At 65.9% G+C, this 25102-nt stretch carries 25 protein-coding genes; 9 read left to right on the forward strand and 16 right to left on the reverse strand.

Annotated features, from left to right (window positions below):
- Positions 1-78 precede the first annotated feature (78 nt).
- Complete coding sequence (gene secA / locus CRO50_RS02190; protein WP_097144228.1) at positions 79-2817, reverse strand: preprotein translocase subunit SecA; 2739 nt, start codon at positions 2815-2817, stop codon at positions 79-81.
- A 174-nt stretch (positions 2818-2991) separates the two neighbouring features.
- Here secA and CRO50_RS02195 point away from each other — a divergent pair, with 174 nt between their 5' ends.
- The 4 genes from CRO50_RS02195 to CRO50_RS20040 all read left to right on the forward strand — a co-directional run bounded on the left by CRO50_RS02195 (position 2992) and on the right by CRO50_RS20040 (position 5966).
- Positions 2992-3897, forward strand: a complete 906-nt coding sequence (locus CRO50_RS02195; protein WP_157791751.1) for a peptidylprolyl isomerase — start codon at positions 2992-2994, stop codon at positions 3895-3897.
- Positions 3898-3903: 6 nt separating this feature from the next.
- Positions 3904-5130, forward strand: coding sequence for a bifunctional glutamate N-acetyltransferase/amino-acid acetyltransferase ArgJ (argJ, locus tag CRO50_RS02200; RefSeq protein ID WP_097144230.1), 1227 nt, complete (start codon positions 3904-3906; stop codon positions 5128-5130).
- Positions 5127-5531 carry an 8-oxo-dGTP diphosphatase MutT gene (mutT, locus tag CRO50_RS02205; RefSeq protein ID WP_097144231.1) on the forward strand — a complete coding sequence of 135 codons (405 nt, stop codon included), beginning with the start codon at positions 5127-5129 and terminating at the stop codon, positions 5529-5531. The genes argJ and mutT overlap by 4 nt, the downstream gene beginning before the upstream one ends.
- Before the next feature lie 294 nt (positions 5532-5825).
- Positions 5826-5966 carry a hypothetical protein gene (locus tag CRO50_RS20040; RefSeq protein ID WP_010142302.1) on the forward strand — a complete coding sequence of 47 codons (141 nt, stop codon included), beginning with the start codon at positions 5826-5828 and terminating at the stop codon, positions 5964-5966.
- A gap of 177 nt (positions 5967-6143) precedes the next feature.
- Here the strand turns inward: CRO50_RS20040 and infB are convergent, their stop codons facing one another.
- From infB to pip, 5 genes are all read right to left on the reverse strand, one after another.
- On the reverse strand, positions 6144-8639 hold the full coding sequence (gene infB / locus CRO50_RS02215) for a translation initiation factor IF-2 (protein ID WP_097144232.1): 2496 nt from the start codon (positions 8637-8639) through the stop codon (positions 6144-6146).
- A 43-nt stretch (positions 8640-8682) separates the two neighbouring features.
- Positions 8683-9273, reverse strand: a complete 591-nt coding sequence (locus tag CRO50_RS02220) for an RNA-binding protein (protein ID WP_097144233.1) — start codon at positions 9271-9273, stop codon at positions 8683-8685.
- 22 nt (positions 9274-9295) lie between these two features.
- Entirely contained in the window at positions 9296-10927 is a 1632-nt protein-coding gene (gene nusA / locus CRO50_RS02225; protein WP_097144234.1) for a transcription termination factor NusA, read from the reverse strand.
- 2 nt (positions 10928-10929) lie between these two features.
- Positions 10930-11514 carry a ribosome maturation factor RimP gene (rimP, locus tag CRO50_RS02230; RefSeq protein WP_097144235.1) on the reverse strand — a complete coding sequence of 195 codons (585 nt, stop codon included), beginning with the start codon at positions 11512-11514 and terminating at the stop codon, positions 10930-10932.
- A 278-nt stretch (positions 11515-11792) separates the two neighbouring features.
- On the reverse strand, positions 11793-12761 hold the full coding sequence (gene pip, locus CRO50_RS02235) for a prolyl aminopeptidase (RefSeq protein ID WP_097144236.1): 969 nt from the start codon (positions 12759-12761) through the stop codon (positions 11793-11795).
- Between the two features lie 51 nt (positions 12762-12812).
- Here pip and ubiG point away from each other — a divergent pair, with 51 nt between their 5' ends.
- The gene (gene ubiG / locus CRO50_RS02240; protein WP_097144237.1) at positions 12813-13559 is read left to right on the forward strand and encodes a bifunctional 2-polyprenyl-6-hydroxyphenol methylase/3-demethylubiquinol 3-O-methyltransferase UbiG; all 747 of its coding nucleotides are present in this window, start codon (positions 12813-12815) and stop codon (positions 13557-13559) included.
- Positions 13560-13627: 68 nt separating this feature from the next.
- Positions 13628-14665, forward strand: coding sequence for a sodium:calcium antiporter (locus tag CRO50_RS02245; protein WP_097144238.1), 1038 nt, complete (start codon positions 13628-13630; stop codon positions 14663-14665).
- On the opposite strand, the gene CRO50_RS02250 is transcribed toward CRO50_RS02245, so the two are convergent.
- The 4 genes from CRO50_RS02250 to CRO50_RS02265 are packed head-to-tail and all read right to left on the reverse strand — an operon-like array spanning position 14662 to position 17019.
- Positions 14662-15105, reverse strand: coding sequence for a MarR family winged helix-turn-helix transcriptional regulator (locus CRO50_RS02250; RefSeq protein WP_097144239.1), 444 nt, complete (start codon positions 15103-15105; stop codon positions 14662-14664). The genes CRO50_RS02245 and CRO50_RS02250 overlap by 4 nt on opposite strands.
- Positions 15106-15108: 3 nt before the next feature.
- Entirely contained in the window at positions 15109-15963 is an 855-nt protein-coding gene (locus tag CRO50_RS02255; RefSeq protein WP_097144685.1) for a carbon-nitrogen hydrolase family protein, read from the reverse strand.
- Positions 15964-15968: 5 nt separating this feature from the next.
- On the reverse strand, positions 15969-16229 hold the full coding sequence (gene grxC / locus CRO50_RS02260; RefSeq protein WP_097144240.1) for a glutaredoxin 3: 261 nt from the start codon (positions 16227-16229) through the stop codon (positions 15969-15971).
- A 31-nt stretch (positions 16230-16260) separates the two neighbouring features.
- Positions 16261-17019: a ComF family protein gene (locus tag CRO50_RS02265; protein ID WP_097144241.1), complete on the reverse strand. Its 759-nt coding sequence runs from the start codon at positions 17017-17019 to the stop codon at positions 16261-16263.
- Here CRO50_RS02265 and CRO50_RS02270 point away from each other — a divergent pair.
- Together CRO50_RS02270 and hemH are read left to right on the forward strand one after the other, a co-directional pair.
- Positions 17018-17857 (forward strand): methyltransferase domain-containing protein, encoded by an 840-nt coding sequence (locus CRO50_RS02270; protein ID WP_097144242.1) that lies wholly within the window; start codon positions 17018-17020, stop codon positions 17855-17857. The two genes, CRO50_RS02265 and CRO50_RS02270, sit on opposite strands and share 2 nt — an antisense overlap.
- 85 nt (positions 17858-17942) lie before the next feature.
- A complete protein-coding gene (hemH, locus tag CRO50_RS02275) occupies positions 17943-18995 on the forward strand; it encodes a ferrochelatase (protein WP_097144243.1) in 1053 nt (350 codons plus the stop codon).
- A gap of 10 nt (positions 18996-19005) precedes the next feature.
- Here the strand turns inward: hemH and CRO50_RS02280 are convergent, their stop codons facing one another.
- The 3 genes from CRO50_RS02280 to CRO50_RS02290 all read right to left on the reverse strand — a co-directional run bounded on the left by CRO50_RS02280 (position 19006) and on the right by CRO50_RS02290 (position 20530).
- The gene (locus tag CRO50_RS02280) at positions 19006-19476 is read right to left on the reverse strand and encodes a GNAT family N-acetyltransferase (RefSeq protein ID WP_097144244.1); all 471 of its coding nucleotides are present in this window, start codon (positions 19474-19476) and stop codon (positions 19006-19008) included.
- A gap of 99 nt (positions 19477-19575) precedes the next feature.
- The gene (locus CRO50_RS02285; RefSeq protein WP_097144245.1) at positions 19576-19755 is read right to left on the reverse strand and encodes a hypothetical protein; all 180 of its coding nucleotides are present in this window, start codon (positions 19753-19755) and stop codon (positions 19576-19578) included.
- 145 nt (positions 19756-19900) lie between these two features.
- A complete protein-coding gene (locus CRO50_RS02290; RefSeq protein WP_097144246.1) occupies positions 19901-20530 on the reverse strand; it encodes a L,D-transpeptidase in 630 nt (209 codons plus the stop codon).
- A 178-nt stretch (positions 20531-20708) separates the two neighbouring features.
- Between CRO50_RS02290 and dalA the strand changes: the two genes are divergently transcribed.
- Positions 20709-21266 (forward strand): divisome-associated lipoprotein DalA, encoded by a 558-nt coding sequence (gene dalA / locus CRO50_RS02295; protein WP_097144247.1) that lies wholly within the window; start codon positions 20709-20711, stop codon positions 21264-21266.
- 65 nt (positions 21267-21331) lie between these two features.
- On the opposite strand, the gene CRO50_RS02300 is transcribed toward dalA, so the two are convergent.
- From CRO50_RS02300 to CRO50_RS02310, 3 genes are all read right to left on the reverse strand, one after another.
- Positions 21332-21820 carry a L,D-transpeptidase family protein gene (locus tag CRO50_RS02300; RefSeq protein ID WP_097144248.1) on the reverse strand — a complete coding sequence of 163 codons (489 nt, stop codon included), beginning with the start codon at positions 21818-21820 and terminating at the stop codon, positions 21332-21334.
- Positions 21821-21893: 73 nt separating this feature from the next.
- Positions 21894-23126: a class I SAM-dependent RNA methyltransferase gene (locus tag CRO50_RS02305; RefSeq protein WP_097144249.1), complete on the reverse strand. Its 1233-nt coding sequence runs from the start codon at positions 23124-23126 to the stop codon at positions 21894-21896.
- Between the two features lie 38 nt (positions 23127-23164).
- The gene (locus CRO50_RS02310; protein ID WP_097144250.1) at positions 23165-25018 is read right to left on the reverse strand and encodes an ABC transporter ATP-binding protein; all 1854 of its coding nucleotides are present in this window, start codon (positions 25016-25018) and stop codon (positions 23165-23167) included.
- Between the last annotated feature and the right edge of the window lie 84 nt (positions 25019-25102).

Below are 25102 nucleotides of genomic sequence, written 5' to 3' on the forward strand. Positions count from 1 at the left end.
TGGCGCCTTGGGGGAGTCAATCAGGCGCGAGGCCCGGATCAACTCCCCCGGAAGGCGTTAGAGCCTGTCAGAGCGCGCTCAGGCCAGCGCGCCGTGGCAATGCTTGAACTTCTTGCCCGAGCCACAGGGGCAGGGCGCGTTGCGCGACGGGTTGCCCCAGGTGGCGGGGTCGTTCTCGTCGAAGCCCGGCACGTAGCCTTCGCCCTCGGGGTTCACACCAGCCACCGGCTCGCCCGAGGCCTGGGCCTCGGCCTGGCGCACGGCGGCATCGACCTGGGCCTGCTGCGCAGCCATCTGCTGTTGCAGGGCGGCGATCTGGGCCTGGCGCTCCTCCTCGGTCATCGGGCGGACGCGGGCGAGGGTCTGGGTGACATCCTCACGCAGCGAATCCAGCAGCGATTCAAAGAGCGCGAAGGCCTCGTTCTTGTACTCGTTCAGCGGGTCGCGCTGCGCGTAGCCGCGGAAGCCGACCACCGAACGCAGATGCTCCATGCGCAGCAGGTGCTCGCGCCACTTGCCGTCGATGGCCTGAAGCAGGATCTGCTTTTCGATCATGCGCATGTTCTCGGGGCCGAAATCGGCGGCCTTCCTGGCCATGACCTCGTTGCTGGCGCTTTCCAGGCGCTCGATGATCTGCTCGTCATCGACGCCTTCCTCGGCGGCCCAGTCATCGACCGGCACATCAAGGCCCAGCTTCTCGCGGCAGGCCTCTTTCAGGCCCTCGGTATCCCACTGGTCGGCATAGGTCTTGGGCGGCATGTACTGGGTGACCAGATCCTCGATCACCTCGAAGCGCATGTCCTGAACGATCTCGGAAAGATCCTTGGCTTCCATGATCTCGCGGCGCTGGCCGAAGATCAGCTTCCGCTGGTCGTTCATCACGTCGTCGAACTTCAGCACGTTCTTGCGCATGTCGAAGTTGCGGCCCTCGACCTTGGCCTGGGCGCGTTCCAGCGACTTGTTCACCCAGGGGTGAATGATCGCCTCGCCTTCCTTCATGCCGAGACCGGACAGCACCTTGTCCAGGCGCTCGGAGCCGAAGATGCGCATCAGGTCGTCTTCCAGCGACAGGAAGAAGCAGGACCGACCCGGATCGCCCTGACGGCCGGAACGGCCGCGCAGCTGGTTGTCGATGCGGCGGCTCTCGTGACGCTCGGTGGCGAGGACGTAGAGACCGCCGGCGGCTTTCACCTCTTCCTCGGCCGCGACATGCTCGGCCTCGATCTGCTGGCGGATGGCGTCGGGATCGGCCTCGGGCTGGGCTTCCAGCGCCTCCATGACCTTCATCTCGACGTTGCCACCCAGTTTGATGTCGGTGCCGCGGCCCGCCATGTTGGTCGCGATGGTCACCGCACCCAGCTTGCCGGCCTCGGCGACGATCTGCGCTTCCTGCTCGTGGTGGCGGGCGTTCAGCACGTTGTGCGGCAGCTCGGCCTGGGTCAGCAGCTGAGACAGCAGTTCGGACTTCTCGATCGAGGTGGTGCCCACGAGGACCGGCTGGCCCTTCTCATGCGCCACTTTGATCTCTTCGATGATCGCCTGGTACTTTTCCTGCTGGGTCCGGTAGATGCGGTCGTCGTCATCCTGCCGCGCAATCGGACGGTTGGTCGGCACTTCGACCACGCCGAGCCCGTAGATCTCGGAGAATTCCTCGGCTTCGGTCATCGCCGTGCCGGTCATGCCCGAGAGCTTGTTGTAGAGGCGGAAGTAGTTCTGGAAGGTGACCTGGGCCAGGGTCACGTTCTCGGGCTGGATGTCGACGCCTTCCTTGGCCTCGATGGCCTGGTGCAGACCCTCGGAGAGGCGGCGGCCGGCCATCATGCGGCCGGTAAATTCGTCGATCAGCACCACGCTGCCGTCGCGCACGATGTAATGCTGGTCACGGATGAACAGCTTGTGGGCGCGCAGGGCCTGGTTGACGTGGTGGACGATGGAGGTCGACTCGGGGTCGTAGAGCGTCGCGCCCTCTTCCAGCAGGCCGTTCTCGTGCAGCAGCTGCTCGAGCTTCTCGTTGCCTTCCTCGGTGAAGGTGACGCTGCGCTGCTTCTCGTCGCTGGTGAAATCTTCATCACCGAGCGAGGGGATCAGCTTGTCGATGGCGGTATAGAGATCGCTGCGGTCCTGCGCCGGACCCGAGATGATCAGCGGGGTGCGGGCCTCGTCGATCAGGATGCTGTCCACCTCGTCGACGATGGCGAAGTTGTGGACGCGCTGGTAGATGTCCTTGAGCTCGGACTTCATGTTGTCGCGCAGGTAGTCGAAGCCCAGCTCGTTGTTGGTGGCATAGGTGATGTCGCAGAGATAGGCCTGCCGCTTCGCCTCTTCGCCCTGTCCGGGATGGACCACGCCGGTGGTGAGCCCGAGGAAACCGTAAACCTTCGACATCCACTCGGCGTCACGTTTCGCCAGGTAGTCGTTCACGGTCACCACGTGCACGCCCTGACCCGTGAGGGCGTTCAGATAGGCGGGGAAGGTGGCCACGAGGGTTTTGCCCTCGCCGGTCTTCATCTCGGAGATGTTACCCTGGTGCAGGAAGATCCCGCCCATGAGCTGCACGTCGAAAGCCCGCAGGCCAATGGCACGGCGGGCCCCTTCGCGGCAGTTGGCAAAGGCTTCGGGCAGCAGGTCGTCCAGCGTTTCGCCCTGCTCGAGTCTCTGGCGAAACTCGTTCGTCTTGGCTTTCAGCGCCTCGTCCGAGAGTGCCTGGAACTCTTCTTCCAGGGCATTGATCTTTGCGATCAGCGGGCGCGTCGCCTTGATCTTTCGGTCGTTCGGCGTGCCGAAGACCTTCTTGGCGAATGTTCCGATACCCAGCATGATCTACTTTCCGCTTCCTGACGCCATCGTGTGGCAGGGGCCTGTTGTATGCTGCCCTTACGACCCTTACACAGAGCCGGAAAGGCCGCCGAGCCCTTTGCCATAAGGCGATGTAGTAGGCGGACCCAGCAGTGTCAACGCCACGCACCCGCGTGGAAAACCGGAGGAAATTCCATGTTGCATCGTCTCACCCTTGCTGCCGCGCTGGCGCTCGGCCTTCCTGCTCAACTCATGGCAGAAGAAGGTCAGGCCACGGCACCCGCCCCGGCAGGCGATGCGCTGGTCGTCGAGGGGCCCATCACGCTCTCCACGGTGCTGGCCAAGGTCGGCGAAACCGAGATTACCATGGGCCATGTGATCGCCGCGCAGATCGAGGCGCCCGATCCCTACAACCAGATGCCCCTGGGCCAGATCGGCGCTCCGCTGCTGCAGCAGCTGGTGCAGCAAGAGACCCTGCGCCAGCAGTACGAAGGCGAAATGGCCAAGGCCTCGGCCCTGCTGCTGGACAATACCGAGCGCAGGCTGATGGCAACCGATGCCATGCTGCAACACCTCAATGCGACGATCACCGAAGAGCGCATCCAGGCCGAGTTCGAAGAGCGCTACCCCGAGGATGCCTCCGGCCCGACCGAATACAATGCCTCGCATATCCTGGTCGAGACCGAGGAAGAGGCCAAGGCGCTCCTCGAGCGTCTCGAGGACGGCGAGGATTTCGCCAAGCTGGCGCGTGACGAATCCACCGGTCCCTCGGGTCCCAACGGCGGCCAGCTGGGCTGGTTCACCCCCGACCGCATGGTGAAGCCCTTCGGCGATGCGCTGATCGAGATGGAGCCGGGCACCGTCTCTGCGCCGGTGCAGACGCAATTCGGCTGGCATGTCATCCAGCTGAACGAAACCCGCGAGCGCAAGCCCGAGCTGGCCGAGGTCCGTGACGAGATCGTCGCCGCGCTGCAGGAAAGCGAAAGCACGGCCTATCTTGACGAACTCACCGCAAACTCCGATTCCTCGGTTGCCGACTTCGGGTCCCTCGACCTGAGCCAAGCGTCGGTCATGCCGCTTTATCAGGAACTTCAGGAGTAATCCCCCGTGGGCAAGTATCCGACCTCTCCACTGGCGCCTGCCGCCTTTCCCGCGCTGCCCGTCATCGACGGCGTGCGCTTCGCAACGGTAGAGGCCGGCGTCCGATACAAGGGACGCCGGGACGTGATGCTTGCCCTGCTGGACGAGGGCAGCGTGATGGCGGGCGTTTTCACGCGCTCCGCCACCCGTGCCGCCCCCGTGCTGGATTGCCAGGCCAAGATCGGCCTTGATGGCAGCGGCCCCGCTGCCATCGTCGTCAACTCGGGCAACGCCAATGCCTTCACCGGCAAGAACGGCGTCACTGCCACCAAGGCCGTGACCCGGGCCGCCGCAGAGGCCCTGGGCCTCGATGAGGGGCGGGTCTTCACCTCGTCCACCGGCGTCATCGGCGAGCCGCTGCCGCATGAGCGCGTCACCGCCAAGCTCGGAGAGCTGAAGGAGGCGCTGGACCCCGGCAAAATCGAGGAAGCCGCCCGCGCCATCATGACCACCGACACCTTCCCCAAGGGCGCCTCTGCCGAGGTGATGGTGGATGGCAAGACGGTGAAGATCGCCGGGATCGCCAAGGGATCGGGCATGATCGCGCCGGATATGGCGACGATGCTGGTCTATGTCTTCACCGATGCCGTGGTCGAACGCTCGGTGCTGCAGGACATGCTCAGCACGCTGACCGATGTGACCTTCAACTGCATCACCGTGGACAGCGACACCTCGACGTCGGACACGCTCCTGATGGGCGCCACCGGCACCTCGGGTGCCCGCGTCACCGCCGAGAGCACCGCCTTCATCGACGCCCTGCGCGGCGTGATGCTGGACCTGGCGCACCAGGTGGTGAAGGACGGCGAGGGGGCCACCAAGTTCGTCGAGGTCCATGTCTCGGGCGCGGCCTCGGACGCCGACGCCAAGACCCATGCCATGGCCATCGCCAATTCTCCCCTGATCAAGACCGCCATCGCCGGTGAGGACCCCAACTGGGGCCGCGTCGTCATGGCCATCGGCAAGAGCGGCGCCGCCGCCGACCGCGATCTGCTGTCGATCCGCTTCGGCGACGTGCTGGTCGCCGAGAACGGCTGGGTCAGCCCGGATTACCGCGAAGAGCAGGGCGCCGCGCTGATGAAGCAGCAGGAGATCACCATCTCGGTCGATCTGGGCCTTGGTGGCGGCACCGCCACGGTCTGGACCTGCGACCTGACCCACGGCTACATCTCGATCAACGCGGATTACCGCTCGTGAGCAAGAAGATCATCCTCGTCTCTGCCGTCGCCCTGATCGACGTCGACGGGCGCGTGCTGCTCGCACAGCGCCCCGAGGGCAAATCCATGGCCGGCCTCTGGGAGTTTCCCGGAGGCAAGGTCGAGGCCGGAGAGACGCCGGAAGCGGCCCTGATCCGCGAGCTTCAGGAAGAGCTGGGCATCGACACCTGGGCCTCTTGCCTGGCGCCGCTGACCTTCGCCAGCCACAGCTACGATGACTTCCACCTGCTCATGCCGCTCTTTGCCTGCCGCAAGTGGCAGGGGGTGCCGCAGCCGAAGGAAGGCCAGACCCTGGCCTGGGCGCGCGGCAATGAGCTGCGCAACTACCCGATGCCCCCGGCAGATATCCCTCTGATCCCCTTGCTGCGCGACTGGCTCTAGGCGAATCACCTTTCCAGACGGCTGCGGATGGTTCCTCACCGCCCGCGAAGCTGCCGGTAGGTCAGCCCATTTAATAGACATGTCAGAGAGATACTGCGGGCGCGATAGGCAGATTCCCCCGGTGACCACCAAGTCATTTTGCCGCGACGCAGCGAGTTTTCCGCGCTGCGGCGACGAATTGTGCGTTTTTTGTGTCAAAAGCCTGAAGCTTGCGTAATTTTTGGATGCTCTACTAACAAATCGTGGGGTATAAATGAGTCAGATGTAAATTTCTGGAATGGGAAGGGGACTACCATGCTGAAGACCATCACTCTCGGTACCTGCGTTTCCGTGCAGGGCACCTTCGTCCGCGCTCTTCCGAACGGCAAAGTCGAAGTCCGTGTCGGCCAGCAACTCTTCACCGGCTCGCCGGTGTCGCAGACCGCCGCCGCCTGAGCTGCGATCAGACGACCAAGTTGAAGGAGCGGTCCCCCGGGGCCGCTTTTTCTTTGTCCGGTCAACACCGGCACCTTGGCAGATCGGGCCCAGAGTGGGCCCGCCGCCCGACCAGGGCACAACGAAAAAGGCCGGCCCCAGGGGGACCGGCCTTTCGCTTGTCGCTTGGCGCGGGGGTCAGAGCTTCCGCTCGACCTCTTCGCGCTCGAAGATCTCGATGACATCGCCGGGGCGGATGTCTTCGTAGTTCTCGAAGGCCATGCCGCATTCCTGGCCCGAGATGACTTCCGACACCTCGTCCTTGAAGCGCTTCAGGGTCTTCAGCGTACCTTCGTGGATCACCACGTCGTCGCGCAGCAGGCGGACACCGGCAGAGCGGCGGGCCACACCTTCGGTGACCAGACAGCCTGCGACCTTGCCGACGTTGGACACCTTGAAGACATCCTTGATCGCGGCGTAGCCGATGAAGTTCTCGCGGATCTCGTTGCTGAGCAGGCCGGAGGCCGCTGCCTTCACGTCGTCCACGAGGTCGTAGATCACGCTGTAGTAGCGGATCTCGACGCCCTTCTGGTTGGCGCTGTTACGGGCCGGAGCATTGGCACGCACGTTGAAGCCGATGACCGGGCAACCCGAGGCTTCGGCCAGGCCCACGTCGGTTTCGGTGATGGCACCGACGCCGTAGTGGATGACCCGCACGCGGACCTCGTCGTTGCCGACCTTTTCCAGGGCCTGCACGATGGCTTCGGCAGAACCCTGCACGTCGGCCTTCACGATGACCGGCAGCTCGGCGACGTTCTCGTCGGCCTTGGCCTTGGCCATCAGCTGTTCCAGCGAGGTGCCGGCGCCGACCGCCGCGGATTTCTCCTTGGCGACGTTGTGGCGGTACTCGGCGATCTCGCGGGCCTGGGCTTCGGTCTCGGTCACGTTGAGCACGTCACCGGCCTCGGGCGTGCCGTTCAGACCCAGCACCTCGACGGGCACCGACGGACCGGCTTCCTTGACGCGTTCACCCTTGTCGTTCACCAGCGCACGGACCTTGCCGTACTGCTCGCCGACGACGAAGATGTCACCCTGGCGCAGCGTACCGGTCTGGACCAGCACGGTGGCGACGGGGCCACGGCCCACGTCCAGCTGAGCCTCGATCACGGCGCCCTGGGCGGCACGATCGGGGTTGGCCTTCAGTTCCAGGATCTCGGACTGCAGCGCGATGGCTTCCAGCAGCTCGTCCAGGCCCTTGCCGGTCAGGGCAGAAACCTCGACGTCCTGTACGTCGCCCGACATCTTCTCGACGATCACCTCGTGCTGCAGCAGCTCCGCACGGACCTTGTCCGGGTCGGCGGCAGGCTTGTCGCACTTGTTGATCGCCACGATCATCGGAACACCGGCAGCCTTGGCGTGGTTGATGGCTTCGATGGTCTGCGGCATGACCGAGTCATCCGCCGCCACCACCAGCACCACGATATCCGTCACCTGGGCACCACGGGAGCGCATCGAGGTGAAGGCCGCGTGGCCGGGGGTGTCGAGGAACGACAGGACGGCGCCGCTCTCGGTGGTGACCTGGTAGGCGCCGATATGCTGGGTGATGCCACCGGCTTCGCCGGCAACCACCTTGGCATCGCGGATCGCATCCAGCAGCGAGGTCTTGCCGTGGTCGACGTGACCCATGATCGTGATGACCGGCGGGCGGCTCTTCAGATCTTCGGGCTTGTCCTCTTCCGCCTTGATGACGTCTTCGACGTCGGCATCCGAGACACGCTGCACCTTGTGGCCGAATTCCTCGATGATGAGTTCGGCGGTATCGGCGTCGATGGTCTGGTTCTGGGTCACCATCATGCCGTTCTGCATGAGGGCCTTGACCACATCGGCGACACGCTCGGCCATACGGTTGGCCAGCTCGGAGACCACGATGGTCTCGGGCAGCTGAACGTCGCGCACGACCTTCTCGCGGTTGACGGGGCCGCCCATGGCTTTCTGACGGGCACGCTCCTGCTTCCGCTTCATCGCGGCCAGGGACTTCTGACGGCCGCCTTCGCCACCGGACAGAGCCTGGTTCAGCGTCAGCTTGCCGGAGCGACGGCCATCGTCGCGGCCCTTGCCACGACCACCGCGGTCGTCACGTTCCTTGCGCTCGGGCACGGCACCACCGGCGGGCTTGGCACGAGCCGGACCCTTGGCGGCGCGGCCGGCGTCGTCGCCGGGGGCGGCGGCAGGGGCAGCAGCGGCAGTCGCGGCACGCTTGGCGGCCTCGGCCTCCTCGCGGCGCTTGCGCTCTTCCTCTTCGGCCTTCGCCTTGGCCTTTTCCTCGGCCTCGCGCTGCTCACGCTCTTTCAGCTCCGCCGCTTCGCGACGACGCTGGCGCTCTTCTTCGCGCTCTTTCTCTTCGCGGGCGCGGCGTTCGGCCTCTTCAGACTCGCGCGCCTTGGCAGCTGCAACGGCCTTCAGGCGACGTTCCATCTCGGCATCGGTGATGCCCTTGGGGCGCTTGTTGGGATCACCCAGCGCCGCATTGCCACCAGATTTGCCCGAGCCCGGCTTGGGCACGACAACGCGTTTGCGCTTCGTCACCACTTCGACGTTCTTGGTGCGGCCGTGGCTGAAGCTCTGCTTCACGTTCCCAGCACGGGGACCGCCGCCTCGAACACCCAGAGTCTTCTTACCGTCGTTGTCGCTCATATGGCTAATCTTCCTTTCAGACGGGACCCTCCCGCCTCATGCGTCAGGCACGCAGGCCTTTAAGCCTTGCGGCCTCCTCTACAACACGTTTGCTCAAACCGCCAGTTCCTAAGGCGGCGTGTATGACAGTTTCCCTGCCGAAGGCCAAGCCCAGCTCATTCGCGGTGAGCCAGCCGATGAAATTGCCCCGGTAGGGGGTCGAGAGCTTGGACTTGCCGCGCTCGGACCCGTCGCTGGCCTGGATGAGGGTCGAAGCCTCTTCCTTGGCCAACATATCTTTCACTTTCTCGTACCCGGCGACCGCATCGCCGGACTTGCGCGCCAGAGCCAGAAGCTCGCAGACCCGTTTGGCCTGAAGGCCCTCGACCATGTCGGCCAGGCCTTCCGGCACCGTGACCTGCGTCTTCGCAGAGCGCGAAAACAGCTTCTTCTTCGCCGCCGTCTCGATCGCCTCGCGGGTGGACGAGACCCAGATGCCGCGACCGGGCAGCTTGCCTGCCAGATCCGGGAACACCTGGCCCTCGGGCCCGACGACGAAGCGGATCAGGCCGCTCTTCGGTGCGACCTCACCCGTGACGATGCACTTGCGATCGGGCCCATCGGCCCGATCCTTGTCCTTGCCGCCCCGGCTCATTGGCGCGCCTCCGATCCCGGTCTCAGACCTCGGCCTCAGGGGCATCGCCCTCTTCGCCTTCGGTCACTTCCAGCTCTTCCACGTCGGGCTCCAGCTCGGAGGGATCGACCCAGCCCAGCAGAACGCGGGCGGTCATCACCAGTTGCTGGGCTTCTTCCAGCGAAACGTCGAACTTTTCGAGCAGGCCTTCGTCCTTGATCCGCTCGCCGTTCACCGTGGTCCAGCCGCCGGCCAGTTCCCAGTCGGCGCAGGTGGCGAAGTCTTCCAGCGTCTTCACGCCGTCTTCGGCCAGGGCCTCTACCATCTGGGGGGTCAGGCCGTCGAATTCAATGAGGCTGTCCTCTGCACCCATCTCGCGGGCGTGCTTGAGTGCGGCTTCGGCCTGGGCTTCCAGGAATTCGCGGGCACGGGTCTGCAGCTCCTGGGCGGTGTCCTCGTCGACACCGTCGATGACCAGCAATTCGTCCTGCTCGACATAGGCGACTTCTTCCAGGTTGGTGAAGCCCTCCGAAACCAGCAGCTGAGCGAAGAACTCGTCCAGGTCCAGGGTGTCCATGAACAGCTTGGTGCGGTCCTCGAACTCCTTCTGACGGCGGGCGGATTCCTCTTCCTCGGTCATGATGTCGATGTCGAGACCGGTCAGCTGCGACGCCAGGCGCACGTTCTGACCGCGACGGCCGATGGCCAGCGACAGCTGCTCTTCGGGCACCACGACCTCGATACGCTCGGCTTCCTCGTCCAGAACCACCTTCGACACTTCGGCCGGCTGCAGTGCGTTCACGAGGAAGGTCGGCATGTCTTCCGACCACGGGATGATGTCGATCTTCTCGCCCTGCAGCTCGTTCACCACGGCCTGCACGCGCGAACCGCGCATACCGACACAGGCGCCGACGGGGTCGATGGAGCCATCGTAGGAGATCACGGCGATCTTGGCGCGCGAGCCCGGATCACGGGCCACGGCCTTGATCTCGATGATGCCGTCGTAGATCTCGGGCACTTCCATCTTGAACAGCTCGGCCATGAACTGCGGATCGGTACGGCTGAGGAAGATCTGCGGACCGCGGGTCTCGCGGCGCACATCCTTGATGTAGCAGCGGATACGGTCGTTCGGACGGTAGGCCTCGCGGCCGATCTTCTCGTTGCGGCGCAGGATGGCTTCGCCACGGCCCACGTCGACGATGACGTTGCCGTATTCCTCGCGCTTGACGACGCCGTTGATGATGGTGCCGGCGCGGTCCTTGAATTCGTCGTACTGGCGATCCCGTTCGGCTTCGCGGACCTTCTGCAGGATGACCTGCTTGGCCGACTGCGCGGCGATCCGGCCCATTTCGACCGGGGGCACTTCCTCGACGTAGGTGTCGCCGATCTGGGGATCGGCCATGTACTGCTTGGCCTGCTGGACGGTCATCTCGGCCTGGTAGTTCTCCAGCTCTTCATCCTCGACCACGGTGCGGACGCGGGTGAAGGTGGCGCGGCCGGTCTTGCGGTCGATCGAGACACGGATGTCCATCTCGGCGCCGTAGCGGCTCTTTGCGGCGCGGGCGAGCGATTCTTCCATCGCCTCGACCACGAGACCGGGGTCGATCATCTTCTCGCGGGCCACGGCCTCGGCGGTTTGCAGCAGTTCAAGCTGGTTGGCAGAGGTGATTGCCATGGTCAGTCCTCCTGGGAACCGTTGTCGGTCTCGATTTCGTCGAAAGTCTCTTCGTCCAGAACGCCCGCTTTCTTGCGCGCCTTCAGCATTTCCTTGATCAGATCGTCGGTCAGCACCAGCTTGGCATCTGCCAGCCAGTCAAAGTTCAGACCCACGGTGACCTCTTCGCCCTGGTCCTCGATATTGACCAGAACGTCCTGGTCCTCGATCCCCGCCAGAACGCCCTTGAAGCGCTTGCGGCCGCCGACCAGCTCGGCGGTTTCGATCTTGGCCTCGTAGCCTTCGTAGGTGTCGAAGTCCTTCAGCCGGGTCAGCGGCCGGTCGATCCCCGGAGAGGAGACCTCGAGGCTGTAGTTCTCGGTGATCGGGTCCTCGACATCCAGCACCGCGGAAACGGCATTGGAGATCGCGGCACATTCGTCCACCTCGATCCCGCCATCCGGCCGCTCGGCCATGATCTGCAGGGTCTTGGTATTGCCGCCCATCAGGCGGATGCGCACCAGCTCGAAGCCGAGGTCCTCGATAACGGGACCCACGATCTCGGCCAGGCGGCGGTCGATGGCGGTCTTGGCGATAAGGTCGGTCATATCGGATCCGGGCACAAAAAAACGGGCACGCGGCCCGTCGAATTCCCGGTGGAGCTTCGTTCCCAGAGGGTTCGACGCGCCGCTGTTGAGCGGGATATACGCCCGGTTTCAGCGAATCGCAAGGGGGATGCGCCGAAACCCCTGCGGGAAAGCGCCGCGCCCCATCAGCTCCAATATCATCACCAGGCTGCAAGTACTCCGGGGGGAGCCCGCAGGGCGGGGGGCAGAGCCCCCCTCCGCCATCTGTTTGTCGCCTCCGGCGACGGGCGGGCGAGCCCCTAGCCTCTCGCCCGCTGGTCCATGACCTGCACCAGCTTGGCGGTGATACCGGGCTCGGACAGCGCATGGCCCGCATGGGGGATCATGTGCAGCTCGCTGGCCGCCCAGCCGCGCGCCAGTTCCCAGGCCTTGGCGGGCGGGCAGATCATGTCGAAACGCCCCTGGACGATATCTCCGGGGATGCGGGCGATCTTGCCCAGGTCGCGCAGGATCTGGCCCTCCTCGATCCAGCCCAGGTGCTGGAAATAGTGATTCTCCAGCCGCGCAAAGGCGCGGGCGTACTGGCCCGGAGGCTCTCCGCCCATGCCGTTGCTGGCCATCGAGGCCAGGCCGTTCTCCCAGACCGACCAGGCGCGGGCGTATTTCACTTCCTCCACCTGGTTGCCGGTGAAGAGCCGCCGCGCATAGGCGGCGATGAAATCATCGTGTTCGTCTTCCGGGATCGGATCGGTGAACCGCGCCCAGGCCTCGGGCCAGAACTTGCCGGCGCCGCCGCCATAGAACCAGTCGAGCTCGCTCTGCGTCATCAGGAAGACGCCGCGCAGGGCCAGGTGACGCACACAATCGGGATGGGTCTGGGCATAGAGCAGCGACAGCGTCGCGCCCCAGGACCCGCCGAAGACGCACCAGGTGTCGATCATCAGCGTTTCGCGGATCTTCTCGATATCGCGGATCAGGTGCCAGGTGGTGTTGTCCTCGACGCTGGCATAGGGCCGCGAGCGGCCGCAACCGCGCTGGTCGAAGAGGATGATCCGGTAATGCTCGGGGTCGAAATAGCGCCGCATCGCGGGCGAACAGCCGCCCCCCGGTCCGCCATGCAGCACCACCACGGGCTCTCCCTCGGGGTTGCCCGATTGCTCGACATACAGCTCGTGCCCCTCGCCCACGGCCAGCATCCGCTGGTCGAAGGGATCGAGCGGCGGATAGAGCACTTGGCTTGCGCTCTTATGACCCGAGTTTCTATCCATATCTGTCCCATATAAGAAGGGTCACGCCAGCATGACCGCAAGGAGTCCGGAATGCAAACCGACAGAACCACGGTAGACGCCGCCGAAGTTGCCAAGTTCGAGGCCATGGCCGCCGAATGGTGGGACCCCACGGGCAAATTCAAGCCGCTGCACATGATGAACCCGGTAAGGCTGGAGTACATCACCAGCCAGATCGCCGCCGAATATGCCCGCGATCTGGGCAATGAGCGCCCCTTCGAGGGGCTGCGTATCCTCGATATCGGCTGCGGTGGCGGGCTTCTGTGCGAACCGATGGCCCGCCTCGGGGCCGAGGTCGTCGGCGCCGATGCCGCCGAGCGCAACATCCCCGTCGCCCGCACCCATGCCGAGCAATCCGGCCTGGAGATCGACTATCGCCACACCACCGCCGAGGCCATGGCCGAAGCGGGCGAACAATTCGACGTGGTGCTGAACATGGAGGTGGTAGAGCACGTGGCCGATCCGCTGGCCTACCTCTCGGCCTGCCATGATCTCCTGAAGCCCGGCGGGCTGCACCTCTGCTCGACCATCAACCGCAATGCCAAGAGCTTTGCCATGGCCATCGTGGGCGCCGAATGGGTGATGCGCTGGCTACCCAAGGGCACCCATGAATGGGACAAGTTCATCACCCCGGATGAGCTCTATGCCCTGATCCGCGAGGCCGGCATGACCCCGGTCGACCGCAAGGGCTATGTCTTCAACCCGATTTCCTGGCAGTGGTCGATCTCGTCCCGCGATCTTTCGGTGAACTACGTCACCGCCGCGCTGCGCCCGGAATAGGGGCCGGAACAGGGAACCGGCAGCGCGGCCGGGCGTTGAGGCAGGGATGAGACAACGCCCCGCCGCCCATGTTCGCTGACCTGTCGCTGCTGCCCCTCGCGGGGCTCTTTGTCGCGCTGGCGGGGATCATCGCGGTCTCGGGCGTGCTGATGACCGGCTACGCCGACCGTCTGGCCGACCGCACCGGGCTGGGCGAGGCCATCGTCGGCGCCGTGATCCTCGGCGCCGCGACCTCTCTTTCAGGCACCGTGGTGTCGATCTCGACCGCGCTCGAGGGCCGGGCCTCTCTGGCCTTCTCGAACTCGGTCGGCGGGATCGCCGCGCAGACCGCCTTCCTGGCGCTGGCCGACATGGCCTTCCGCCGCGCCAACCTGGAACATGCCGCCGCCGAGCTGACCAATGTCTTCCAGGGCGTGCTGCTGATCTTCCTGCTGCTGCTGCCCCTCGGCGCGATGGTGACGCCCGAGGTGACCCTGCTGGGCCTGCACCCGATCTCATACGTGATCCCCGTGGCCTATGCCGGCGGGCTGCTGGTCAGCCGCGCGGTGCAGGAAAAGCCCATGTGGAAACCCGTCCGCACCCGACAGACCCGCGAAGATGCCCCAGAAGAGGAAGACGCGGCCACCGCGCGCCGCTCGACCGCGCGGCTGTTCGGCGAGTTTGCCGGGCTGATGCTGGTGATGGGGATCGTGGGCTACCTGCTGGGCCAGGCAGGCAGCGCGATCACCGACCGGGCGGGGCTTTCGGCCTCCCTCGTGGGGGCGCTGATGACCGCCGTTGCCACCTCGCTGCCCGAGCTCGTCACCACGCTGGCCGCCGTGCGCCGGGGCGCGTTGCAACTGGCGGTCGGCGGGATCATCGGCGGCAATACCTTCGACACGCTCTTCCTGCCGCTGTCGGATGCGGCTTACCGGGATGGCTCGCTCTATCACGCGGTCGGGCAACAGGATTACTTCTGGGTGGTCACCGCGCTTCTGATGAGCACGGTGCTGATCGGCGGGCTGGTGGTGCGCGAACGCAGCGGGCCCGGACGGATCGGCGTGGAATCGACCCTGCTGCTGGTGATCTACGGCGGCGCCATCGCGCTGCAGATCTTCGCCTCCTAGCGGTCCTCGTCCAGCTTGCCGCGCAGCTCGCGCAGCACCGGCAGGACCGAGCGCACCTTCTCTTCGGGGATCTCGTCCAGCATGCTGGCAAAGAGCGGCGCCACGGCCGAAAGCGCCGCATCCCGCGCCTGGCGCCCGGCGGGGCTGATCGCCACCATCTTGCGCCGCGCATCGTCCCAATCGGGACGGATATGCACGTAACCGGCCCATTCCAGCTTGCTCAGCGTGTTGGTCATCGCCCCGCGCGTCACGTGAAACGTCTGCGCCAGCTGCGCCGGGCTCTTCTCGGTGCCGACCCGCGCCAGGTGGTTCAGCACCGAAAAATGCGAAAGCTCCATCCCCTTCGGCAGCACCTTGGACAGCCGGTTGCGGATCATCTGATCCGCCGCGAGGATCTCGGAAAAGAGCGTGATCGCCAGGGAATTCCGCGGAGAGTTCATGTCTTAGAGCGCGCTGTCGTCAAGCGTCACGGGCCGGTCATGGGTCAGGGCGGGCACGCGGCGACGGGCGCTTTCGACCTCGGCGGGATCAAGGGTGACATAGCCGATGCCCGGCTCGGTCCCCATGTCCAGCAGCACCTCGCCCCAGGGGGCCACGACCATGCCGTGACCATGGGTGCGGCGCTCCTTCTCGCCGGGCTTCGTGTGCAGCCCGCATTGCGCGGGCGCCAGCACGTAGCAGCCGGTCTCGATGGCGCGGGCGCGCAGCAGGGGCTCCCAATGGGCCGCGCCGGTGACCGGGCTGAAGGCCGCGGGCACCGTCAGGATCGTGGCGCCGGCCTTGGCGAGCATGCGGTGCAGATAGGCAAAGCGCACGTCGTAGCAGACGGTCATGCCGATCGTACCGAAGGGGGTCTGCGCCACCACGGCGCGATCGCCGGGCCGGTAGCCATCGGACTCGCGGTAGGTCTCATGGGCGCTGACCTGCACGTCGAACATGTGGATCTTGTCGTACCAGGCGGCGACCTCGCCCTCGGGCGACACCAGGAAGGAGCGGTTGGCAAAGCGCCCGTCCGCATCCCCGGTCTTGATCCCCAGCGACCCGATCAGCAGCCAGATCCCCAGATCCGCCGCCTGGGCGCGCAGGGCCTTCAGGGTCTGGTCCTCATCCTCTGGGCGCAGCACCTCGTTCTGGCGCGCGCGCGAGTTGCTGAGGCAGTTCGAGACCTCGGGCATCAGCACGAAACCGGCGCCATTGGCGGCGGCCTCGGTGACCATGGGCTGGATCATCGCAAGGTTCGCCTCGGGGTCATCACCCGAGGTGATCTGCAGCAGAGCGGCTTTGACCGGGGTGCTCACCTGATTCACTCCATCGCCAGCAGGGCGTCCAGCTTACCTGCGTTTTCAAGGGCATAAAGCTCATCGCAGCCACCGACGTGGACATCGCCGATGAAGATCTGCGGCACGGTGGAGCCACCGTTGGCGCGCTGGATCATCTCGGCACGGCGCTCGGGCTCGACGTTGATGTCGATATCCGTGAAGCTCACGCCCTTGTCGCGCAGCAGGCGCTTGGCGGCATGGCAGAAGCCGCAGGTGGGACGGGTGTAAAGCTCGATCGCGGGCATGGTCTCTCCGGGTCTGGTTGCAGCGCTTAACCTAAGATGCTTTGCCGACCCGCGCCAGTGCCAGAACAAGGACAGGCCCGGCGCCGGCCGCCCGGCAGACCCCGGTTGCCGCGCGAAAGGTCGCCCCTGAGGTCATCACGTCGTCGATCAGCAGAAGCGGGCGGCCCGCGACCAGCCCGCCATGGCGGGGGTTCAGCCGCAGCGCGCCCGACAGCAGCCGATGCCGCTCGCTTCGGGACTTGCCGTCCAGCGAGGGGGTGGCGCGGATGCGTTGCAGCAGGTCGGGCACATGCTGCGCCCCCTGCCCCGTCAGATGCCGCAGCATGTGGCGGCCAAGCAGCGCCGACTGGTTGTAGCTGCGCCTTATGCGCCGCCAGCGGTGCAGCGGGATCGGTGCCACCAGCGTGCCCTCGGGCAGCAGCGGCGCGATGACCTGCGCCATCCATTGCCCCCCCGGTGCCGCGATATCCTGCCGGTCGCCGTGTTTCAGCTGCATGACCAGCCGCCGCCCGGTGCCATGGTAGAGCATCACCGCCCGGCCCCGGCTCCAGGGCGGCGGGTCCGCAAGACATTGGTCGCAATGCGCCCTCTCGCCCGCCTCTCCGCCGGGCAGCGGCAGGCCGCAAAGATCGCAGGCCAGCCCCTCGATGAAGGGCGTGTCGCGCCAGCACGCGGCGCAAAGGCCGAAGTCGCTTTCCACCAGCCCGCCACAGGCCAGGCAGCGCGGCGGGTAGACCAGGCGCAAGGCGGTTTGAACTACCCCGGCGAAGTGCCTATCTATCCGTCCCATGAGCCAGTACCCCGCCCCCGCCGCCCTCACCGATACCGCAGCCCTCGCGCGCAACCGCGCCCGCGCCGAAGCCCAGGCGCTGTTCCTGCATGAACGCGCGGCCTTCGACCTCCAGGATCGGCTGGATATGGTTAAGCGGGAGTTTACAGATCCGGTGCTCGTCACCCCCTACCCCGACCATTGGCAGGGGCTGGTGGCGGGCTTCCCCGTCGTACCGCGTATCGTCGGGGCCGCCGAGGTGCTGGATATCGAGCCCGGCTCGGCCGACCTGGTCATGCATGTCTTCGACCTGCACTGGTCGAACGATCCCGTGGGCCAGCTCATCCAGTGCCGCCGCGCGCTGCGCCCCGACGGGCTGCTGCTGGCGGTCTTCTTCGGTGGCCAGACGCTGACCGAGCTGCGCGCCTGCCTCGGCCAGGCCGAGATCGAGGTGACAGGCGGCCTGTCGCCCCGCATCGCCCCCATGGGCGAGGTGCGCGACCTGGGCGGGCTGCTGCAACGGGCCGGCTTCGCCCTGCCGGTGGTCGACAGCGATACGGTTAAGGTGGACTACGCAAGCCCGCTCAAGCTGATGGCCGACCTGCGCGCCATGGGCGAAGGCAATGCGCTGAACCAGCGCCTGCGCCAGCCGACCCGCCGCGCGGTGATGCTGCGCGCGGTCGAGCTCTACATGGAAACCCACGCCAATGCCGAGGGCCGCACCCCCGCCACCTTCGAGCTCGTCACCCTGACCGGCTGGGCCCCGCATGAGAGCCAGCAACAGCCGCTGCGCCCCGGTTCGGCCCTCTCGTCGCTGGCCGATGCGCTCGGCACCGCGGAAAAGCCGCTCAAATCCTGACATCTCGTCGCGCCCCGGTGCGTGACGGATTGACCCTGAGAGCCAAGCCTCTATCTCCGAAGGCGACCCTTTCAGGAGAGAGCCCATGACCGATGCCATCCGGCCCGAGCACGGCCCCGCCGATCACCCCGCCCTGCCGCGCCAGAAAGTCGGCGTGCTGCTGGCCAATCTCGGCACCCCCGACGACACCGGCTATTGGTCGATGCGGCGCTACCTGTCCGAATTCCTCTCGGACAAACGGGTGATCGACTACCCGGCGTGGAAGTGGCAGCCGATCCTGCAGGGCATCGTGCTCAGCATCCGGCCCTTCAAGTCCGGCGCCGCCTACCGGACGATCTGGAACACCGAGGCCGACGAATCGCCCCTGGCGACGATCACCAAGCAGCAGACCGCCGCCCTGACCGCCGCGCTGGAAGAGCGCTTTGGCGACGAGGTGATCATGGTCGATTACTGCATGCGCTACGGCAATCCCTCGACCAAGTCGAAGGTGCGCAAGATGGTCGAGGCGGGCTGCACGAAGATCCTCTTCTGCCCGCTCTACCCGCAATATGCAGGTGCCACGACCGCCACGGCCAACGACCAGTTCTTCCGCGCCCTGATGGACGAGAAGTGGCAGCCCGCCACCCGCACCCTGCCCCCCTATTTCGACAGCCCCGCCTATATCGAGGCCCTGGCCGCCTCGGTCGAACGCAAGTACGCCGAGATGGACGAAGAGCCCGACATCCTCGTCTGCAGCTACCACGGGCTGCCGTTCCGCTACCTGACCGAGGGCGACCCCTACCATTGCCAGTGCGTGAAGACGACGCGGCTGCTGAAAGAGCGCCTGGGCTGGGATGACAGCCGCATCACCACGACCTTCCAGTCGAAGTTCGGCCCCGAGGAATGGCTGCAGCCCTATACCGTCGAAGAGGTCGCGCGGCTGGCCGAGGCGGGCAAGAAGAAGATCGCCGTGATCGCGCCTGCCTTCAGCGCCGATTGCATCGAGACGCTGGAAGAGATCAACGAAGAGATCCGCGAAAGCTTCGAGCACGCCGGTGGCGAAAGCTTCACCTATGTGCCCTGCCTCAACGACGATGAAGAACACATCGCGGCTCTGGCCTTCGAGATCGAGAAGAACCTGCAGGGCTGGCTGGACTGATCGACAGGGATTACCCGGCGCCCGACTGACGGCGCCACTGGTAGAGGACGTCGGGCTCGCGCTCTTCGTTCTCTGCCCCGTCGGTTTCGCGCAGAGCGACGAATCCCCGGTTTTCGTAGAAGCGGCGGGCGGGAAGGTTGCGCTGGAAGGTCCAGAGCTGCAGCACGTCGCACTGGCGTTGCGCCACCTCCAGCAGGGCCGAACCGAATCCGCGCCCCTGGGCGTCTGGCAGAACGTGAAGCTGTTCAATCCAGCCATCCGCGAAGACGATCACACCCTGCAGGCGCCCCGCCTCGAAGAGGCCCGCCATCCGGCAACGGGGGTGCAGGTGATCGCGGTAGAAGCCCCGGTCCTCCTCTGGGGTGTGCAGGCCGGCCAGCCAGGGCAGACGCGCGTCCAGCGCCTGTCGGTGGACCTGCGCGGCCAGGTCGGCCTCGTCCCGCGTCAACGCCCGGATCAAGGGCGAAAGGTCAGTTGTCATGGGTCATGGCCTGATTGTCCGCCCCCTGTCCATCGACCGGACACGAAAAAAGGCGGTGGAAACCCACCGCCTTCTTCCTAAGCATTTGCGCTTGCCGAATTAGTCGGCGACAGCAGCAGCAACCACGGCCAGCAGGATCAGCGGCAGGATGATGCCGGCGGACGAGCTGGTGGTTTCTTCGACGACGACCGGAGCTTCGATCATCGGCTCGGAGTATGCACCGGCGGAAGCGGTGGTGGCGGCAGCGGCCAGAGCGGCGGCGAGAACGAGTTTTTTCATTTTATCCTCCAGATAAAGGCCGGCCGATTTTGGACATATTACGCCCGGCACCCAAGACTTACCTCGTGATTCCGTCATACGCGGGGAGGGGCTCAAAAAGCAATTGGCAACATGCCCTAAACCCAGTCCCCAAAGGGAAATGTCGTCAAATAAGCAACACTTGCGTGCCGACCTTCGTCAGCTCGTAAAGCTCGAGGATATGCTCATTGTAGAGCCCGATGCAGCCATTGGAAGACCTGCGACCGATCTTTCGCGTGTCATGGGTGCCGTGGATCCGGTAGTAGGTCCAGCTGAGGTAGAGCGCCCGCACGCCCAGCGGGTTGTCCGGCGCGCCGCCCTCGACCACGGCGGGCCATTCGGGGTTGCGCTTCTGCATGGCAGGGGTGGGCCGCCAGGTCGGATTCTCGACCTTCTGCACCACCGAAGTCCGACCGCGACGGGTCAGATCCTCGGTCAGCGGCACCGAGGTGGGGTACAGCTTGTAGATCGTCTGGTCCTCGGACCAGAAATGCAGCGCCCGGCTGTCGATATCCACCAGGATGGCACCGTTGCGGGTGTTCGAGAAGTAGGGCTCCCAGTTGAGCGAGCGGAAGGACGAGATGTTCCGGCGCGCGGTCTCGTTCGGGTCGCGTTCGACTTCGGTGGAATCGCCGAAGGGGGTTGCGTAGCTTGCTTCGCTCTCTTCGGCAGCGTCCTGAGCCAGCGCGGGGCTGGCAAGCGCAGCGGCGCTCCCGGCAAGGAAGGCGCGCCGCGTGGGGGCTTTGAGGATGGTCATGGGTCTCTCCGTATCCGAAGGGCCTTGGGCACCGGATTTCGCTTGGTACCATATGGCCGCAGGGTAGCAGTCGCAATTCAAACAAGTGTCATTGAACCCCTTCACGGCCATGTGCGTTTGATATTGCACGCCAGCCGCGCTAAGCGGTTGTAACGAAAATCAACTCGGTAGACCCCGAATGCGTTTCCTCCTTCTTATGCTTTCGTTCACGCTTGCCCTTTCGGGCTGCGTGGCGACCACGACCCCCGCGCCGCAACAGCTTGGCGCCGACGGGCTGCCCCTGCCGCGGCTCTATCGGATCAGCAACTCCGACCGCGGGCGGATTCCCTATGACGTGCTGGATGCGGTGAACACCCTGCGCGCCGCCTCCGGTGCGGCGCCCGTGGTGCTGGACAGCCAGCTGACCGCCGCCGCCGCCACCCATTCGCGCGACATGGCCAACCAGAACCGCCCCTGGCACTTCGGCTCCGACGGCTCTTCGCCGATCGACCGGATCGCCCGCGTCGGCTACCCCGGCACCCTGATCGGAGAGAACATCTCTGAAACCTACGAGACCGAGGTGCAGACCCTGGGGGCCTGGATGGACCAGGACGACACCCGCCGGGTGCTGCTGTCCAAGGATGCCACCGACATGGGCTTTGCCTGGCACCAGGAGACCAACGGCAAGATCTGGTGGACGCTGATCATGGGCGACCGCAACACGATCCCCGCCCGGCCTGACAGCCTGCTACAGTAAGCGGCCTTCGCGTTCCGGGTCCCTGCGGGGGGTCCGGAGCGCTGCCCCGCCCCCCTGGGGGCCCTTCAGGGGTGGATGTAGATCGGGGTCCCGTTGCGCACCATGGCGTAGATCTCTTCCACCTCTTCATCCGACACGGCAATACAGCCCGCGGTCCAGTCCTGCGGCGCGTTGCGATACTTGCGCGGCTTGCCGTGGATGAAGATATCCCCGCCGGCGCTCTTGCCCTGCGACGCGGCAAAGGCGCGATCCTCGGCGTTCGGGTAGGAGATCCCGATGGACAGGTGGAATTCCGAGTTCGGGTTGCGCCGGTCGATCAGATAGGCGCCCTCGGGCGTCTTGCCGTCGCCCCGGAACTGCTTGTGACCCACCGGCGCGAAGCCCAGCCCGATGCCATAGGCCTTCAGCACCTGGTCATGGTGCATCAGGTACATCTGGCGCTGACCCTTCAGCACGTGGATGCGCGTGACCTCGGGGCCACGGTAGCTTTGAAATTTGGAACAGGCCGAGGCGACAGCCGCCAGGACCAGGGAAAGCACTGCCCGTCTTTTCATGAAACTGCTCTGATTGGCGTTTTGCGCCCTTCTACCAGCCCGCCGGGGGTCCCGGAAAGCGGCAAGGCGCGCCTCACGCTTTCTTGAGCGTAAATCCGGCAACCACTTCCACATGCGGAGACCAGCGGAACTGGTCCACGACCAGCAGCTCGCCCATCTCGTAGCCCGCTTCCAGCAACAGGCGCGCATCCCGCGCGAAGGTCACCGGGTTGCAGGAAACGGCGGCGATCACCGGCACCCGCGCCTCGGCCAGAGCCCGCGTCTGCGCCTCGGCACCCGCCCGCGGAGGGTCGATCACCGCGGCGTCGATGCCCTTGAAATCCTCGCCTTCCAACGGGTTGCGGAAGAGATCGCGCTGCGCGGCCTTCAGCGCATGCAGGCCCCCGGCACGGCGCCAGCCCTCTTGCAGGGCGGCGGTCATCGCGCGGTCGCCCTCGATGGCCAGCACCTCGGCCCGTTCCGTGATCGGCAGGGCGAAGGTGCCGCAACCGGCAAACAGATCGGCGACGCGCTTGGCGCCCTTGGTGATGCGCAGCACCTCGCTCAGCAGGGTCTGCTCGCCATGGTGGGTGGCCTGCAGGAAGGCACCGGGGGGCGGCACGACCTGCGCGCGGCCGAAGCGCTGGAACGGCGGGTTGCGGGTGACGATCAGCTCGCCCTCCCAGGACAGCCGCGCCAGGTCCAGCTCTTGCGCGGCGGTTGTCAGCTCCATCCGCAGCGGTTCATCCAGCGGCTTGCCGCCGGTCACCGCGATATCCAGCCCGGCCTCCGAAAGCGTCGCCAGCACGGAAATCTCGCCCTTGCGGGCACCGCCGACGCGGGCCAGCCCCTCTGCCACCGGCAGGGCGCGCATCAGGTCGGGGTGCAGCAGCTGGCAGTCCGGCACCTCGACGATCGCGCCCGAGGCACGGCCATGGAAGCCCGCCAGCGCACCGCCCTTGGTCTTGCGCGCCGACAGCGAAGCCCGCCGCCGCGACTGCGCCGGAGAGGTCGCCACGCCCGAGATCGCGGCCTCCAGCCCCTGCCCCTTCAGCGCCACCTCGACGATGCCGCGTTTCCACGCCGCCACGTAGTCTTCGCCCGCGTGCTGCACGGCACAGCCACCGCAGCTGCGGAAGTGGCGGCAGGGCGCGGCAACGCGCTCGGGCGAGGGCTCGAGGATCTTGACCCCCTCCAGGCGGTCGCCGGCAATGGTGCCGCTGACACGCTCACCCGGCAGGGTCATCGGGACATAGAGGGCGCCATCGGGGCCCTCGGCAATGCCATCGCCATGATGGCCAAGTCGCTGGATCTGGAAATCTTGCATGGCGCGCCTCCTATCGCAGGTCACGCGCCACGCAAAGCCTATTCGGCGGCGGCGCTCTCGTCCTCGTCGTCGGTGACGAGGAATCCGCCCGACTGCCGCGCCCAGTAGCGGGCATATAGCCCCTCCTGCGCCAGAAGCTCAGCGTGGCTGCCCAGTTCGGCGATACGGCCCTCGTGCAACACGACGATACGGTCCATGTGGCTGATCGTGGACAGGCGGTGCGCGATGGCCAGCACGGTCTTGCCCTCCATCACGTTTTCCAGCGCGGTCTGGATCTGCGCCTCGACCTCGCTGTCCAGGGCACTTGTCGCCTCGTCCAGCACCAGGATCGGAGCGTCCTTGAGGATGGCACGGGCCAGGGCGATGCGCTGGCGCTGCCCGCCTGACAGCTTCACCCCGCGTTCGCCCAGCCGGGCGTCATAGCCCGAGCGGCCCTCGAAATCGGTCAGCTTCTCGATGAACTCATGTGCCTCGGCCTTGTCGGTGGCGTCGAAGAGCTCGTCATCGCTGGCCTCGGGCCGACCGTAGAGGATGTTCTCTCGGGCCGAGCGGTTGAACATCGAGGTATCCTGGGTGACCAGCGCGATATTGCGGCGCAGGCTGTTCTGGGTGACATGGCCGATGTCCTGGCCGTCGATCAGGATGCGCCCTTCCTCGGGGTCGTAGAGCCGCAGCAGCAGCGAGACCAGCGTCGACTTGCCCGCCCCCGAAGCGCCGACGATGCCCAGCTTCTCGCCCGGCTTGATCTGCAGCGACAGGTCGGTGACACCGCCCGCCTTCTGGCCATAGGCGAATTGCACCCTGTCCAGGGTGATGGCGCCCTCGGGCACCTCGAGATCGGTGGCATCGGGCTTGTCCTGCAGCCGCACCGGGCGGCCCAGGGTGCGCATGCCGTCCTCGACCTCGCCCACGTTGGCGTAGATCCCCATCAGCGCGAAGCTGACCCAGCCGGTCATCTGCGCCACCCGCACCGCCACCGCCCCGGCAGCGACGATATCGCCCATCGAGGCCTTGCCGTTCGACCAGAAGATCAGCGCGCCGCCGACCAGCATCACGGGCAGCACGCCCCCCATGACGGTCAGGATCACCCGGAAGGTGGTCGAGATCCGCCCGAAGGCCAGCGCGGTCTGGCGGAACTTCTCGAGCGCGTTCAGCGCCGCGCGGTCCTCGTGATCGGCATGGGCAAAGAGCTTCACCGTCTTGATGTTGGTGATCGTGTCCACCACCACGCCCGAAACCATCGCCCGCGCCGAGGCCCGCGCCTTGGAGCGCGCCCGGATGCGCGGCATGAAGACGCTGATCAGCGAGAGATAGGCCACCAGCCAGACCAGGAAGCCGAGGCCCAGCACGGGGTTGATGGTGACGATCAGCGCCAGGCTGCCGATGAAGGAGGCCAGGGCGAAGGCGACCACGTTGATCACCTCGAAGGCGACGTCGGTCAGCGCCCGCGAGGTCTGCATCTGCTTCTGGCTGATCCGCCCGGCGAAATCGTTGTCGAAGTAGACCACCGACTGCCCCATGGTCCAGCGGTGCACGCGGCTCAGGACCAGCGTGAAGATGTTCGGCTGCAGGATCATCGAGGTCGTCGCCGTCGACAGACCCATGAACAGCGGCCGCGCCAGCAGGAAGAAGGCCAACGCGCCGATGATCAGCGCGATATTGGAGGGATCGAAGAACCCCTCGGGCCCGGTCGCCTCGGCGCCATCCACCACGGCGCCGAGAATCCAGGCGGTCGAGGCATCGGCCACGCCCGAAAGCGCCGCCACCACCACGCCCAGCATCAGCCCCGGCCAGGCACCGCCAAGGCCCCAGGCCATGAATTTCAACAGGGTTTCCGGAGGCGGGCCGTCAGCTGGCTTGTAGGGATCAATGAGCTTTCTGGGATCGAACATGGAGACCGCCTTTCACCCTCTTATCCCTGTGCGGGACGGGGGTTGCAAGCGGCCCCTTGTCGACAATCCTGCAGACCCGGTTGC

Source organism: Pseudooceanicola antarcticus (genome assembly GCF_900215355.1).
Taxonomy (GTDB): domain Bacteria; phylum Pseudomonadota; class Alphaproteobacteria; order Rhodobacterales; family Rhodobacteraceae; genus Pseudooceanicola; species Pseudooceanicola antarcticus.